This window comes from Ruegeria sp. AD6, assembly GCF_056542325.1.
This window is the reverse complement of record NZ_JBQFZQ010000011.1, coordinates 17221-29886: the sequence shown is the minus strand read 5'-3', so window position 1 is coordinate 29886 and position 12666 is coordinate 17221. Positions and strand designations below refer to the sequence as shown.

12 protein-coding genes are annotated in these 12666 nt (G+C 58.7%); 7 read left to right on the top strand and 5 right to left on the bottom strand.

Going from position 1 to position 12666, the window contains the following annotated elements; translation table 11 throughout:
- Positions 1-19: 19 nt before the first annotated feature.
- On the bottom strand, positions 20-904 hold the full coding sequence (locus ACR0KJ_RS17545; RefSeq protein WP_480586496.1) for an N-acetylmuramic acid 6-phosphate etherase: 885 nt from the start codon (positions 902-904) through the stop codon (positions 20-22).
- 162 nt (positions 905-1066) lie between these two features.
- Here ACR0KJ_RS17545 and ACR0KJ_RS17540 point away from each other — a divergent pair, with 162 nt between their 5' ends.
- From ACR0KJ_RS17540 to ACR0KJ_RS17520, 5 genes are all read left to right on the top strand, one after another.
- Positions 1067-1945 carry a glucosamine kinase nucleotide-binding domain-containing protein gene (locus ACR0KJ_RS17540; RefSeq protein ID WP_480627285.1) on the top strand — a complete coding sequence of 293 codons (879 nt, stop codon included), beginning with the start codon at positions 1067-1069 and terminating at the stop codon, positions 1943-1945.
- On the top strand, positions 1942-2691 hold the full coding sequence (locus tag ACR0KJ_RS17535; protein WP_170737116.1) for a GntR family transcriptional regulator: 750 nt from the start codon (positions 1942-1944) through the stop codon (positions 2689-2691). Before ACR0KJ_RS17540 ends, ACR0KJ_RS17535 begins: the two co-directional genes overlap by 4 nt.
- Positions 2692-2710: 19 nt before the next feature.
- Positions 2711-3739 (top strand): SIS domain-containing protein, encoded by a 1029-nt coding sequence (locus tag ACR0KJ_RS17530; protein WP_170737118.1) that lies wholly within the window; start codon positions 2711-2713, stop codon positions 3737-3739.
- A complete protein-coding gene (nagA, locus tag ACR0KJ_RS17525) occupies positions 3736-4875 on the top strand; it encodes an N-acetylglucosamine-6-phosphate deacetylase (RefSeq protein WP_170455498.1) in 1140 nt (379 codons plus the stop codon). Before ACR0KJ_RS17530 ends, nagA begins: the two co-directional genes overlap by 4 nt.
- Positions 4876-5023: 148 nt before the next feature.
- Positions 5024-5446: a tellurite resistance TerB family protein gene (locus tag ACR0KJ_RS17520; protein ID WP_170455499.1), complete on the top strand. Its 423-nt coding sequence runs from the start codon at positions 5024-5026 to the stop codon at positions 5444-5446.
- Between the two features lie 5 nt (positions 5447-5451).
- On the opposite strand, the gene dacB is transcribed toward ACR0KJ_RS17520, so the two are convergent.
- The 3 genes from dacB to ACR0KJ_RS17505 form a co-directional block, all read right to left on the bottom strand.
- Positions 5452-6930 carry a D-alanyl-D-alanine carboxypeptidase/D-alanyl-D-alanine endopeptidase gene (gene dacB / locus ACR0KJ_RS17515; protein ID WP_480627284.1) on the bottom strand — a complete coding sequence of 493 codons (1479 nt, stop codon included), beginning with the start codon at positions 6928-6930 and terminating at the stop codon, positions 5452-5454.
- A gap of 66 nt (positions 6931-6996) precedes the next feature.
- Positions 6997-7617 (bottom strand): nicotinate-nucleotide adenylyltransferase, encoded by a 621-nt coding sequence (locus ACR0KJ_RS17510; RefSeq protein WP_170455504.1) that lies wholly within the window; start codon positions 7615-7617, stop codon positions 6997-6999.
- Positions 7618-7649: 32 nt separating this feature from the next.
- Entirely contained in the window at positions 7650-8117 is a 468-nt protein-coding gene (locus ACR0KJ_RS17505) for an MOSC domain-containing protein (RefSeq protein WP_170455505.1), read from the bottom strand.
- Between the two features lie 103 nt (positions 8118-8220).
- Between ACR0KJ_RS17505 and ACR0KJ_RS17500 the strand changes: the two genes are divergently transcribed.
- Together ACR0KJ_RS17500 and ettA are read left to right on the top strand one after the other, a co-directional pair.
- A complete protein-coding gene (locus ACR0KJ_RS17500) occupies positions 8221-9603 on the top strand; it encodes a KAP family P-loop NTPase fold protein (protein ID WP_480627283.1) in 1383 nt (460 codons plus the stop codon).
- A 76-nt stretch (positions 9604-9679) separates the two neighbouring features.
- Positions 9680-11347, top strand: a complete 1668-nt coding sequence (ettA, locus tag ACR0KJ_RS17495; protein WP_170327107.1) for an energy-dependent translational throttle protein EttA — start codon at positions 9680-9682, stop codon at positions 11345-11347.
- Between the two features lie 8 nt (positions 11348-11355).
- On the opposite strand, the gene ACR0KJ_RS17490 is transcribed toward ettA, so the two are convergent.
- Complete coding sequence (locus tag ACR0KJ_RS17490) at positions 11356-12444, bottom strand: hypothetical protein (RefSeq protein WP_480627282.1); 1089 nt, start codon at positions 12442-12444, stop codon at positions 11356-11358.
- Between the last annotated feature and the right edge of the window lie 222 nt (positions 12445-12666).

Here is a 12666-nt window from a genome sequence, read left to right as displayed (position 1 = left end):
TAGTCCTCCCAGGTTATTGTCATTCAAGCCGCGACAGCGCGGCCCGCAGGTTTCCTTCGGTTTCATGAAGCAGCGCATGGGCCGCATCGGGGGCAACCCCGTTTGCCACCAGAACAGCGGGCTTGACCTGCCCCCCGATCTGATCCAGCGCGGCGGATGCCGCAGCAACATCAACGCCCGCGATCCGCGCCACCATAGACGCTGCACGCGCCCGTAGTTTTGCGTTATCGGCCCGCAGGTTGACCATCATCCCGTCATGAACATGGCCCAATTCCATCGCCATCAGCGTCGACAGCATGTTCAGCGCAATTTTCTGCGCCGTCCCCGCGCCCATTCGGGTCGAGCCGGACAGCACTTCGGGCGGCGTGCTCAGGCAAATCGCGTGATCCGCGAGCTCCAGCAAGGTCGAGCCCGCATTATTGGCGATCCCCACAACGGCGGCCCCTCGGGACCGGGCGATCCGGGCGGCTTCGACGGTAAAAGGCGTCGTGCCGCTGGCCGAAACGCCGATCAGCAGGTCGCGCGCCGTCAGGGTCTCAAGATCACGGTCCAGCCCGGCGGTATCATCCTCGGTTGCGCCCGGCATTTCGACGCCCGTTGGCAAACCGCCCGCGAAATGGATCTGCAACTGCGCAGGCGGGATCGAGAAGGTTCCGCCCAACTCCTGCGCATCTGCAGCCGCCATCAACCCGGAAGACCCCGCCGCCGCATAGTGCAGGACGCCACCGCCACGGAGGGTCGTCGCCATCTGCGCCGCTGCGGCAGCAATTTCGGGAACGGCAGCCCGGACCGCCGTCGCGGCCTCGATCTGTGCATCCGCCAGCACAGCCGCAACATCGGCCAACGGGCGTGCATCCAGCCCCTTTGCCAATCCGTGCAACGCTTCTGTCTGTGTGGAATGCACCTGATTCCCCCCCTCCAACTCCGGAAACAATACCTTTATAATACCTTTTGTCCACAAGAATCTTTTTGAGACCTTCCTGGCGATAAAATACAGGCGATTTTCGCGTTTTTGGTATTTAAAAGGTATTTACTTACCCGCACAGGTATCTTAATGGAGTCTCCTATGGCTGCCGAATCTCAAACCCCAATTCTCGCCATCGATGGCGGAGGCACCCGGTGCCGGATCGCGCTGGCGCAGGGGCAAACCGTGACCTCGGTCGAGACCGGATCGGCCAATGTATCCAGCGATTTTGACGGCACCGTCCGGTCGATTGTGCAAGGTTTGGACTTGCTGGCAGCCAAATCCGGCCTGCCTCAAGACGTGATCCACAACACACCGGCCTTTGTCGGGCTGGCAGGCGTGACCGGGCCAGCCATCGCGGATCGGTTGCGACAGGCCCTGCCCTTGTCGCACCTGCGCATCGAAGACGACCGGCGCGCCGCTTTGCGCGGCGCATTGGGACGGCAGGACGGCGTTCTGGCCCATTGCGGGACGGGGTCGTTTTATGCCGCACAGTTTGGTGCAACCGCGAAATTCGCAGGCGGTTGGGGCCCTGTTCTTGGGGACGAAGCCTCGGCACAATGGATCGGCCGAAACGCCCTGCGCCTGACGTTGGAAAGCGTGGATGGTCGCATTCCGGATGCCCACGTGGCCCAACGTTTTCTGACCCAATTCCAATCCCCAGCAGGGCTTGTTCGCTTCGCCGCAACCGCCCGCCCGCATGAGTTTGGCGAATTGGCGAAAACCGTCACCGAACTGGCGGCAGAAGGCGATCATCTAGCCCAATCCACCATGCAGGCCGGAGCGGATGAGATTGAACGCAGCCTGAAACAGATCGGCTGGGCGCCCGGACTTCCCGTCTGTCTGACCGGCGGGATCGGCCCGGAATTCCGCGCGTATCTGCCGACCTCGATGCAGGACTGCGTGACCCAACCGCTCAAGTCGCCTCTGGACGGCGCTCTGTCATTGGCCCGTGATTTCGCTGAGGAGGTCATCGCATGAGCGCCATCGAATTCCTGCGGTCTAAGACCTGGCTCGGCGAAACCGGCGGGCCACGCTATGTGCAGCTCAGGCGGCGTCTGGAAGAAGGCATCGCCTCGGGTATCCTACCACCGAACTCGTCCCTGCCGCCCGAACGCGAACTGGCCGAAATTACCGACCTGTCCCGCGTCACCGTCCGCAAGGCCATTCAGGAACTTGTCCGTGAAGGTCTAATCGAACAGCGGCAAGGTTCTGGCTCGTTCATTCGCGAACCGGTGACACGGATGGAGCAGTCGCTAAAGCAACTGACTTCATTCACCGAAGACATGACCCGGCGGGGGATGGAGACGACCTCTCGCTGGCTGGAACGCGGCGTGTTCATGGCTACACCCGAAGAGGTGGCGGCGCTGGATCTTGCCACCGGCGATCAGGTCTCGCGCATCTATCGCCTGCGCGAGGCGGATGGGCGCCCGCTGGCACTGGAACGCGCCGCGCTGCCGCTGGATTTGCTGCCCAATCCGACCGAGGTGTCCACGTCCCTGTATGATCTGCTCGCCAAGTCCGGCAACCGCCCGACGCGCGCGGTGCAGAAAATCTCGGCCATCAATCTGGAAGCGCGCGAGGCCGAGTTGCTGGATGTTGCCGAAGGGGATGCCGGGTTGCGCATCGAACGCACCTCATTCCTTGACAGCGGGCGGGTCGCGGAACTCACCCGCTCCATCTATCGCGGCGATGCGTATGATTTCGTCGCCGAATTGCGCTTGTAGACCGGAAAGGCCGATCTGAATGCCACATCAAATCACGCAGATGCGCCGCGAGATTCTGGAAATCCCCGGCGCTGTCGACAGGCTTCTGACCCAGGGCGGTGACGCGATCGCGCAAGCCGCCGATACGGCGCGGCAGATCGACCCGCGCTATTTGCTGTCCGTGGCGCGGGGGTCTTCGGATCACGCCTGCACTTATCTGAAATACGCCAGCGAGTTGATCCTGAAACGCCCCATGGCATCGGTCGGCCCATCCGTCAGTTCGATCTACGATGTCGCGTTGCAGGCCGAAGGCGCCCTGTGCATCTCGATCTCGCAATCCGGGCAAAGCCCCGACATCGCGCGCATGACCGAAGTGCTGGGCAAGACCGGCGGATTTACGGTTGCGATCACCAATGACTCGACGTCCCGGCTGGCCGGAATTGCCGACACCACGCTGCCGATCCACGCAGGCCCCGAGCTGAGCGTCGCGGCAACGAAAACCTTCGTCACGTCACTGGTCGCGGGCCTTTGGTTGATAGCCGAAATCAAAAAGGACGCCGCGCTGATCGCAGCGATCATGACCCTGCCGGAAAGGCTGGAGGCGGCGACCCAATGCGATTGGTCCGCTGCGGCAGAGGCCGTCGACGGCCGATCGTTGTTTACGCTGGGCCGGGGGCCAAGCTGGGCGATCTCGAACGAGGCCGCGCTGAAATTCAAGGAGACCTGCCTGATCCACGCCGAAAGCTATTCATCGGCCGAGGTGCTGCATGGCCCGGTCTCGATCGTCGAGCAGGACTTTCCCGTGATCGCCTTTGCTGCCGCAGACGCAGCTGAAGACAGCGTCGCGCAGACGGCGGACGCAATGGCCGCCAAGGGCGCGCGCGTTTTTGCCTTGTCCGACAAGGTCAACACGGCGACGCGTCTGCCTTATGTGCGAACAGATCACTGGCTGACCGACCCGATTGCGGCCATCGTTTCGTTCTACGGGATGGTTGAAACCGTAGCGGTCCAGCGCGGGATCAATCCTGACACGCCGCGGCACCTGAACAAGGTGACGGAAACGGTATGACACAGGATGTGGTGACATTCCGGAACGGGCTTGTTTTTGACGGGTCAAAGCTGTGGCAGAACCACGCGTTACGGGTCGTCGATGGGCACGTGGCAGAGTTCGGGCCGGATACGCGCATCTCTGACGCAGGACATGTCGTTGACCTTGGCGGAGATATTCTGAGCCCCGGTTATGTCGATCTGCAGGTCAATGGCGGCGATGGGCTGTTGTTCAATGACGATCCCTCGGTAGACACGCTGCGCCGAATGGCTCGCACCCATCGTCGTTTGGGGGTCACCTCGCTGCTACCGACACTGATTACGGATACCGCCGACAAAACTCAGGCTGCCATAGATGCTGCCATCCAAGCCGTTCGCGCGGGTATTCCCGGCATTGCGGGTTTGCATCTGGAAGGGCCGCATTTGTCGGTTGCCCGAAAAGGCGCGCATGACGCCAGCCTGATCCGACCGATGGAGCAGCACGATCTTGATGCCTTGTTGTCTGCCGCCGCCCAATTGCCGTGTCTCAAAGTCACAATCGCCCCGGAATCTGTGTCCGAACAGCAGGTCAGCACGTTGATCGAGGCCGGGGTGCTGGTTTCGCTGGGGCACACAGACGCCGGTTTCGACACCTGCATGCGCTACTTCGCGGCTGGTGCGCGTTGTGCGACGCATCTGTTCAACGCCATGAGCCAGCTGGGCAATCGCGAACCAGGGTTGGTTGGCGCGGTTCTGGCCAATGGTGCGGCCTCGTCCGGGTTGATTGCCGATGCCGTCCACGTTCACCCGGAGACAATCCGCGCCGCGTGGGCGGCCAAAAGCGGGCCGGGTCGGCTGTATCTGGTCAGCGACGCCATGGCTGTGGCCGGGACAAGCGAAACTGAGTTCCAACTGAACGGGCGCACGATCCTGCGTCGTGACGGGATCCTCACCTTGTCGGATGGCACTTTGGCGGGCGCTGATCTGGATCTGACCACAGCACTGGGCGTGATGGTCAACAAAGTCGGCATCCCGCCGGAGGACGCCTTGCAAGCTGCAACCTCGGTCCCTGCCGCCTTGATTGGACAGCAATGCGAGGACCTCAAGATCGGTGAGGGCAAGTTGTCGGGTATGATCCGCGTCGCCTCGGACTTCTCATCAGTCTCCACGTTCGACTGACAATGACGCGCAAGACCGGGATGACCCATCCCGCTCAGGTCCTTATCAATTCTTATCGGTACTCGATCTGCGACCAAACAAGCTGTTGAACCCGCGCGCAGCGGTGCCTATCGTGCGCCTCTGAAGGCCTTCAATCAGGACGTAGCTCATGACCGATCAAACCCCTCATCCCATGTCCCCGCAGGATTGCCTTGTGGCGATCATGGTCGCGGTCTCCGCATCGGACGAAAACATCCGCACGGCTGAGCTGGTCAAGATCCAGGGCGCGGTGAACATGCTGCCGGTCTTTGCCGGGTATGACGCGGACCGCACCCGGCATGTCTCGCAAATCGTGTTCGACCTGTTCGAGCAAGAGGATGGTCTGGACGCCTTGTTTGGCCTGATCCGGGACAACCTGCCCGAGCGTCTGAACGAAACCGCCTATGCGCTGGCCTGCGACGTGGCCGCTGCCGACGGATCACTGGCCGAGACCGAGCTGCGCCTGCTGGAAGAAATCCGGTATGAGCTGAGCATTGACCGCCTGCACGCCGCCGCCATCGAGCGTGGCGCACGCGCCCGTCACGTGGTCTGACGGTTTCAACTGCCGTAAAGCGCGCCCCAGCGCTCAATCAGCGCCCGTTGCAATTTGCGCGACCGCCGGTTCCAGGCGCGCGCGCCCTCGGGGCGTTCGCGAAGGGCACGAGGGATCGTCGCGCGGTGATCGACATCTGCAGTAAAGATCGCAAAGGCCAGCTCCGATCCATCCGCCGTTGTCAGAAAGCCGCCCAGACCTGAAACGAAGTTCAGCGTTCCCGTTTTGGCATCCACTTTGATCGGGTGATCCTTTACGGGCGTGCCATTCTTGTCGGTCAGGGAAAACGGCTTCAACAAAGGGCGCAGCGCCCCGGCCTTGCGCGCCTGAACAAAGGCCGCAACCAAAGCCTCCGGTGCCATGCGCGATGCGTCGCCCAGCCCGGAATGATCCACCATTGCAATCTGATCGACCCCATAGACCTCAAGCGCCCAGCGGTTCATCTCTGCCGCCGATTCCGCAAGGTCCTGCGGCATCACTCCGCGCGCCTTGGTCGCTGCCATTCCCACCATCTCGGCTGTCAGATTGGTCGAGTATTTCAGCATTCCGCGCAGGATACTGTCCAAACGATCGCTTTGATGGACAATGAGGGTGGTGCCTTGCGGCGCCTCGCGCGTGACTTCAACCCGGTCCAGAACGATCCCGTTGGCACGGGCTAGAGTTTTGAACACATCCCCCGCATAAAGTGCAGGTTTGCGCACCGGCAACCAACGGGCACCGCCGTTGCCCAAGGCTCCTTTGGCGACGGACCAGCGGTCCTGCCGCGCACTGGGTTGATAAGTGTAAATCGGCAGGCTGCGCCCTTCGACCCGCATCGACGCCACGTCAACATCCGGGCGATACTTGGCGGTGCGGGCGTCCATTGTGACGTCGTAATTGGTGCCGTCCCGTTTCCATTCAAAGTGAACCCGGTTGAAATTCAGTGAAATACCGCTGATGGCCGGGCTATAGCCCAGATGATCCGGTTGTCCGGGGTCGATGCTGAACACGAAAGGCAGCGCGCCGTCATAAACCTTGAACGCGCCGCGCACCTCGGTAATGCCCGCCTCGCGCAGATTGGCCGCCATCGAGGCCAGATTGTCGGTGTCCAGCAACGGATCACCTCCGCCGGCCAGGATCAGATCCCCCTGCAATATGCCGTTTTCAATTGGCCCAGCCGCGATCAGGCTTGTTTCAAAGCGATGATCGGGTCCAAGCACGTCCAGCGCGTAAAGCGCGGTCAGCGCCTTGCCCACACTGGCGGGCGGCAATCCCATCTCGCCCTGAAACGCCTCAAGCTGCGCACCGGTGCCAACATCGGCCACCGCGAACACGATGTCGCCTTTCAGACCGGCCGCCCGGACAAGACGTTCGGCGCCGGTCAGCTGCGGCCCGCGCGCCTGCGGCCGAAGCGAGACCAAAGGGGCCTGCGCCAATCCCGTCGCCGGGATCAGGGACGCCCCGATACCCCCCAGAAAAAACCGTCGTGAAATGCGATCAACCATGGGGCAATTAAAATCCCAGAGATTAAAATCAGACAACCATCGCATGATAATATGCAGGTGATGTGGCTATTCCGGCAACACTCCGTTGCGCCAATCGCCGCGATTGCGCAACTCGGTCGAGCTGACATCGACCATCGGTACATTCACGAAACACCAGGCCGGAGCCTGTGCCCGCCCCAGCAAATGCCGCGCCTGCCCGTCGATCCGGTAGCGGGCATAGAGTCGCGCCGCAGGCGACATCCGGGCACTGATCCGATCCCCCGGACGCGCCACCACACCCACCGGCACGCTGTCCATGATCTGCCGCCAGTCTTTCCAGCGATGAAACTGCGCCAGATTATCGGCCCCCATCAGCCAGACAAATTTGACCTGCGGATATAACCGGCATAGCGCCGCCAGAGTGTCCGCCGTCGCCCGCGTTCCTGTCAGCGCCTCGATATCCGTGATCTCGACATCCGGGTGCTGTATGACCCCCCGGGCGGCCTTGACCCGCTGCGCCAGAGGGGCCGGTCCGCGCTCCTTCAACGGATTGCCCGGAGACACCAGCCACCACACCCGATCCAGCCCAAACGCCTTCATCGCCTCAAGCGTCACATGCACATGGCCCTTGTGCGGCGGATCAAAGGACCCGCCGAACAGCCCGATCACCTGCCCGGGCCGCGCATATGGAATGTCGTATCGCTCCATCCCACGCTGATGTTCAGAACTGGCGGGCGTTGTCAATCAACCGGCTGCACCGCATCACCCAGCTTGACGCGCCCGGGCCGGAGGACTTCCGCACACCAACCACCATGCCCCCGCACGGCAGAATAACCCCCTTTGCCCAGCGCCTCCTCCATCCGGCTGCACGGCGCACAGATCACGGTAAAGCGCAAGATGGCCTCGCCCACCTGCACCTCACGCCCTTTGAGCGCCGCCAGATTGATCCCGGAAACCACCAGATTGCGCCGTAGAATGTCGGGCGAAACCGGCCCCTGCCCGAGATACGAGCCTATCGCCGCCAGATGCTCCTGCTGAATTAGAGTCACCGCCCGCTTGCCTGCGCGACTGCGGTCGCCGTCCAACCCATCGGCAGAGATCATGGCCTCGTCCACAATAATCACCTCCGACCGCCGCTCAGACCGAAGGCCGATCCATTCAACACGTCCCGACTGTGCCCAACCAGCAATGAGATCTTTCAGGGACATCAAAGGCTCCGAGATTTTCACACCTCCCCTCATCTAGCAGTCTGGCCGTTCCTGCGGCAGCCGCTAATAGTAATGCTGATTGATTTGTGAATTGGAACCAAACATGCGCCTGACCATCCCCGAACCCAAGATCAAGCTATACAAAGATGGGTTTGACGAGCACGACAAACTCTCACGCAAACCCACCGGCGACAAGTTGTCGGAACTGGTCGAGCGCATCGACGACCCACTTGTGATCGCTTTGGACGGAGCATGGGGCTCCGGCAAGTCATTCTTCCTAAAGTGCTGGGTGGGCGAGCATCTGAAGCGAGCAGGAAACACGACCCAAACCGTTTACTTCGACGCGTTCAAACATGACTTTCTGGACGATCCTTTGATTGCGTTGACCGGAGCGATTGCCGAACGGTTCGAAGAAACGAACGACGAAGCGGCTCAAAAGGCTTGGAAGACAGCCAAGCAGGTCGCCCCTGCCCTCGCGCGCGCACTTGTTCGTACCGGCGCGTCCGTCGTGACTGCGGGTCTAGTAACCAAAGCAGACGAATTGGCGGAGGCCGCGATCAAAACCGTTGCCGGTGAGCTTGATGAAGCCGTGACTGATTTCTGGAAATTAGAAAATGGTAAACGCGCGGCAATGGAGGGTTTCAGACGGGCACTGGTCGATCTGACCGAGCCAGATGCCAGCGGAGCGCCAAACCGAAAACTGATCGTTGTGATTGACGAACTGGATCGTTGTCGACCCGACTTTGCACTCTCCGTTCTGGAAACGATCAAACACTTTTTCGACGTGGCAGGCGTCCAGTTCGTTTTGGGCGTAAATCTAGAGGAATTACAGAACTCAGTTCGCGCTCGGTATGGAAGACAGACAAACGCAAATGCCTATCTACAGAAATTCATTCACGTTCAGTTCAAACTGCCATTAGAAACAGGCAAGGCATCAGCAACAACACTTTCAAAGTATTTAGCCCTCGTCGCTGAACATACCAAGAGCAAGAACACTCAAGGTGTCGGTCTACTAAACCTCTACACCAAGCACGGTTCAGCAACTCGCGAATTGACACTTCGCGAAGCGGAAAGGGTGTGTGCTTTGGCTTCCATTGCCGCTCCAATAGACACTGACTGGGGTGGGAAGTACGCGGCATGGTTGGTGCCGGGTCTGCTGCTTATCAAAATCAAAAGGCCGGAGCTCTACACATCATTGAGAGCTGGAAAACTTCCAAAAAACGAAGTGCTCGAACAGTTGAGCTTGGCGCGCGTAGAACTTGATGAACACAGCAAGCCCCGCAATAGCCAGCGACATATGCTAATATTGATATGGCACTATTACTTGGACCCTGCCTTTGGTGACAGACCGGTACTCGGTCAGAGTGAACTTAATTTTGAGAACGACTTTGTTCCTGACGATCTTCGGAACGTACCGCGCACAGAGCTTCTCTCCGCACTCATCAACGATTACCTAGAGGTGTTTCAGCCACTCAACAATCATTGACGGGCATCATTGCCCCCACCCAACGCATCCGCTATCACACCGCCCAACCCAATTTCCCCGACCCAGAGGACGCGACATGGCCGCCTATCAATATGTCTACCACATGCAGGGTGTCTCAAAGACCTATCCCGGTGGCAAGAAGTGCTTTGAAAACATCCACCTGAGCTTTCTGCCCGGCGTGAAAATCGGTGTTGTCGGCGTCAATGGCGCGGGTAAATCGACCCTGATGAAGATCATGGCTGGTCTGGACACCGATTTCACCGGTGAGGCTTGGGCGGCCGAAGGTGCCAAGGTCGGCTATCTGCCACAGGAACCGCAACTGGATGAAAGCCTCAGCGTCCGCGAAAACGTCATGCTGGGCGTGGCTGCGAAAAAGGCCAAGGTCGACCGCTTCAACGAGATCGCCATGGAGATCGCCGAGAATTACTCGGACGAGCTGATGGAGGAAATGACCACCCTGCAGGACGCCATCGACGCGGAAAACCTGTGGGACCTCGACAGCCAGATCGACGTCTCGATGGAGGCGTTACGCTGCCCGCCGGATGATGCCAACATCGCCAACCTCTCGGGTGGTGAGAAACGCCGCGTGGCGCTCTGCAAGCTGCTGCTCGAAGCGCCCGACATGCTGCTGCTGGACGAACCGACCAACCACCTGGACGCCGAGACCATCGCCTGGCTGCAACAGCACCTGATCGACTACAAGGGCACCATCCTGATCGTCACCCACGACCGCTATTTTCTGGATGACATCACCGGCTGGATCCTTGAACTCGACCGTGGCCGGGGTATTCCTTACGAGGGCAACTACTCCGCATGGCTGGAACAAAAGGCAAAACGGCTGGAACAGGAAGCGCGCGAGGACAAGTCCAAGCAGAAAACCCTGCAGCGCGAATTGGAATGGATGCGTCAGGGTCAGAAGGCCCGTCAGGCCAAATCCAAGGCCCGGATCAACGCCTATAACGAGCTGGCCGAACAGTCCGAACGCGAAAAGCTGACCCGCGCCCAGATCGTCATCCCCAACGGCCAGCGCCTTGGCGGCAAGGTGATCGAGGTCGAGGGCCTGTCAAAGCACATGGGCGACAAGCAATTGATCGAAGGGCTGGACTTTGCCCTGCCCCCCGGCGGCATTGTCGGCGTCATCGGCCCCAACGGTGCGGGCAAATCGACCCTGTTCAAGATGCTGACCGGTCAGGAACAGCCCGACAGCGGCACCATCACGCTGGGCGACACGGTCGAGCTGTCCTATGTCGACCAGTCCCGCGACGACCTCAAGGACAACGACACCGTGTGGGAGGCGATCACCGGCGGTGCCGAGATCATCCAACTGGGCGACGCGCAGGTCAATTCCCGCGCCTATTGCTCGTCGTTCAACTTCAAGGGCGGCGACCAGCAGAAAAAGGTCTCGCTGCTATCAGGCGGTGAGCGCAACCGCGTCCACATGGCTCGCCTGCTGAAAGAGGGCGGCAACGTCCTGCTGCTCGACGAACCAACCAACGATCTGGACGTCGAAACCCTGCGCGCGCTGGAAGACGCTCTGGTCGACTTCGCCGGCTGCGCCGTTGTGATCTCACACGACCGCTTCTTCCTCGACCGGATTTGCACGCATATTCTGGCGTTTGAGGGGGATGCGCATGTGGAGTGGTTCGAGGGCAACTTCGAGGATTACGAAGAGGACAAGAAACGGCGGTTGGGACCGGATGCGCTGGAGCCCAAGCGGTTGAAGCATAAGAAGTTTGCGCGGTGATCACTTCCCTAGCGAATCGGGATATGAAGCGTGTTTAACCAAGCTTGCGTCCACGAATATGCTGTGGAATTGAATGACAAAGAGGGAACCATTGTTCTAACCAATATCCCGCCTCTTAACGTTGCGAACAAGAAAATCTCTTGGTCAATGATCAAAGTTTCCGATAGGTCTGTGTCAGTATTTCTTGCAGCTACATTGCAATGAATTCTTAAGTAGGCTACGTTTCCCTTCTTCTGGGCGGATGCTATACTAAATTCACCCGAGAACATTTGTGTGCACTGCAAAAAGTTTGACAGCAAAGAGTCCACAAACATAAAACCAGTTAAATCTGATCGGGTTAATTTCTCCAACTCGTCCGAAACTTCCTTCGGATCTACCGCGTCCGATGAAAGAAGCTCCTCAATGCCTTGAATTTCTTCAAGTGGAACATCGATATCACTGAAATAGTCTATAGGCTCATCACTTAACAAACCTGCGATAGCCTGTGCCGTCGCGTTGAAGAGTTCTTCATCAACTTGCATTGCAAATACGAAGGGCTTCAAGCTGATTTTCTCAATGCCCATAAAAGCTAAGAATTCGGACGCGGAAAGTTCAACCTCAACACCATCATTGGAAACCCACAAATAGGCATTCTTTTTGTCGATAGGGTCCAGAGCACCTCCAATGAAACCTAGCATCTCGTCGCTCGCCGATTCTCCAAGGAATAGGGGTAGCAGGTCGAGCTGCGAAGCTTCAACAAGCTCCCACTCTTCAAAATCTGGCGGGGCCACAAAAAAAGCCCCATTTTGAAATGACTTATGCGTCGCCGCAATCATTGAAATTTGATCCAGAGAAATGGGAATTCTAGTAACATCTAGAAATAACTTTTCATCACCCACACGACGCTCAATTGACGCTAATAAAGTCTTCAAGCTGGAAATCTCGCTTGTGAGCCGAGCCTCAACCGCCTGAACATTGTTTCTGTGGTTTTTTTCGATCAGCTTAACTTCCCTGGACCAAAAGAAACTATCAACTGCTGCTGCCACGCCGCCTGCTGCGATCGAACAACTAACTAAAACCACAATTATGTTATTCTCTATTCGCTCTCTAATGCTCATTGACCATAATCCAAAGACACTTCTTTATTCAAACAAAGTAGAAACTGAAATTATCCGAGGTTGATCAGTACCCAAAAGGGACAGCTAAAATGTCAGTCGCGCTAAGATAGGGATAACGCTTATGATAGTATCCCTAAATCTGTTCTAACAGTGTTGCCGAAATGAAGCGCTCAGTCAAACAAATCTTGAGCCGCACAATGCCAAGATCATCAATTCTAACGG

What these genes read in the sequence shown, in the direction of transcription:
- ACR0KJ_RS17530 (WP_170737118.1), top strand. Translation starts at nt 2,711, where the DNA reads ATGCCACATCAAATCACGCAGATGCGCCGCGAGATTCTGGAAATCCCC.
- ACR0KJ_RS17505 (WP_170455505.1), bottom strand. Translation starts at nt 8,117, where the DNA reads ATGTCCCTGAAAGATCTCATTGCTGGTTGGGCACAGTCGGGACGTGTT.
- dacB (WP_480627284.1), bottom strand. Translation starts at nt 6,930, where the DNA reads ATGGTTGATCGCATTTCACGACGGTTTTTTCTGGGGGGTATCGGGGCG.
- ACR0KJ_RS17520 (WP_170455499.1), top strand. Translation starts at nt 5,024, where the DNA reads ATGACCGATCAAACCCCTCATCCCATGTCCCCGCAGGATTGCCTTGTG.
- ACR0KJ_RS17510 (WP_170455504.1), bottom strand. Translation starts at nt 7,617, where the DNA reads ATGGAGCGATACGACATTCCATATGCGCGGCCCGGGCAGGTGATCGGG.
- ACR0KJ_RS17535 (WP_170737116.1), top strand. Translation starts at nt 1,942, where the DNA reads ATGAGCGCCATCGAATTCCTGCGGTCTAAGACCTGGCTCGGCGAAACC.
- ACR0KJ_RS17490 (WP_480627282.1), bottom strand. Translation starts at nt 12,444, where the DNA reads ATGAGCATTAGAGAGCGAATAGAGAATAACATAATTGTGGTTTTAGTT.
- ACR0KJ_RS17500 (WP_480627283.1), top strand. Translation starts at nt 8,221, where the DNA reads ATGCGCCTGACCATCCCCGAACCCAAGATCAAGCTATACAAAGATGGG.
- ettA (WP_170327107.1), top strand. Translation starts at nt 9,680, where the DNA reads ATGGCCGCCTATCAATATGTCTACCACATGCAGGGTGTCTCAAAGACC.
- nagA (WP_170455498.1), top strand. Translation starts at nt 3,736, where the DNA reads ATGACACAGGATGTGGTGACATTCCGGAACGGGCTTGTTTTTGACGGG.
- ACR0KJ_RS17540 (WP_480627285.1), top strand. Translation starts at nt 1,067, where the DNA reads ATGGCTGCCGAATCTCAAACCCCAATTCTCGCCATCGATGGCGGAGGC.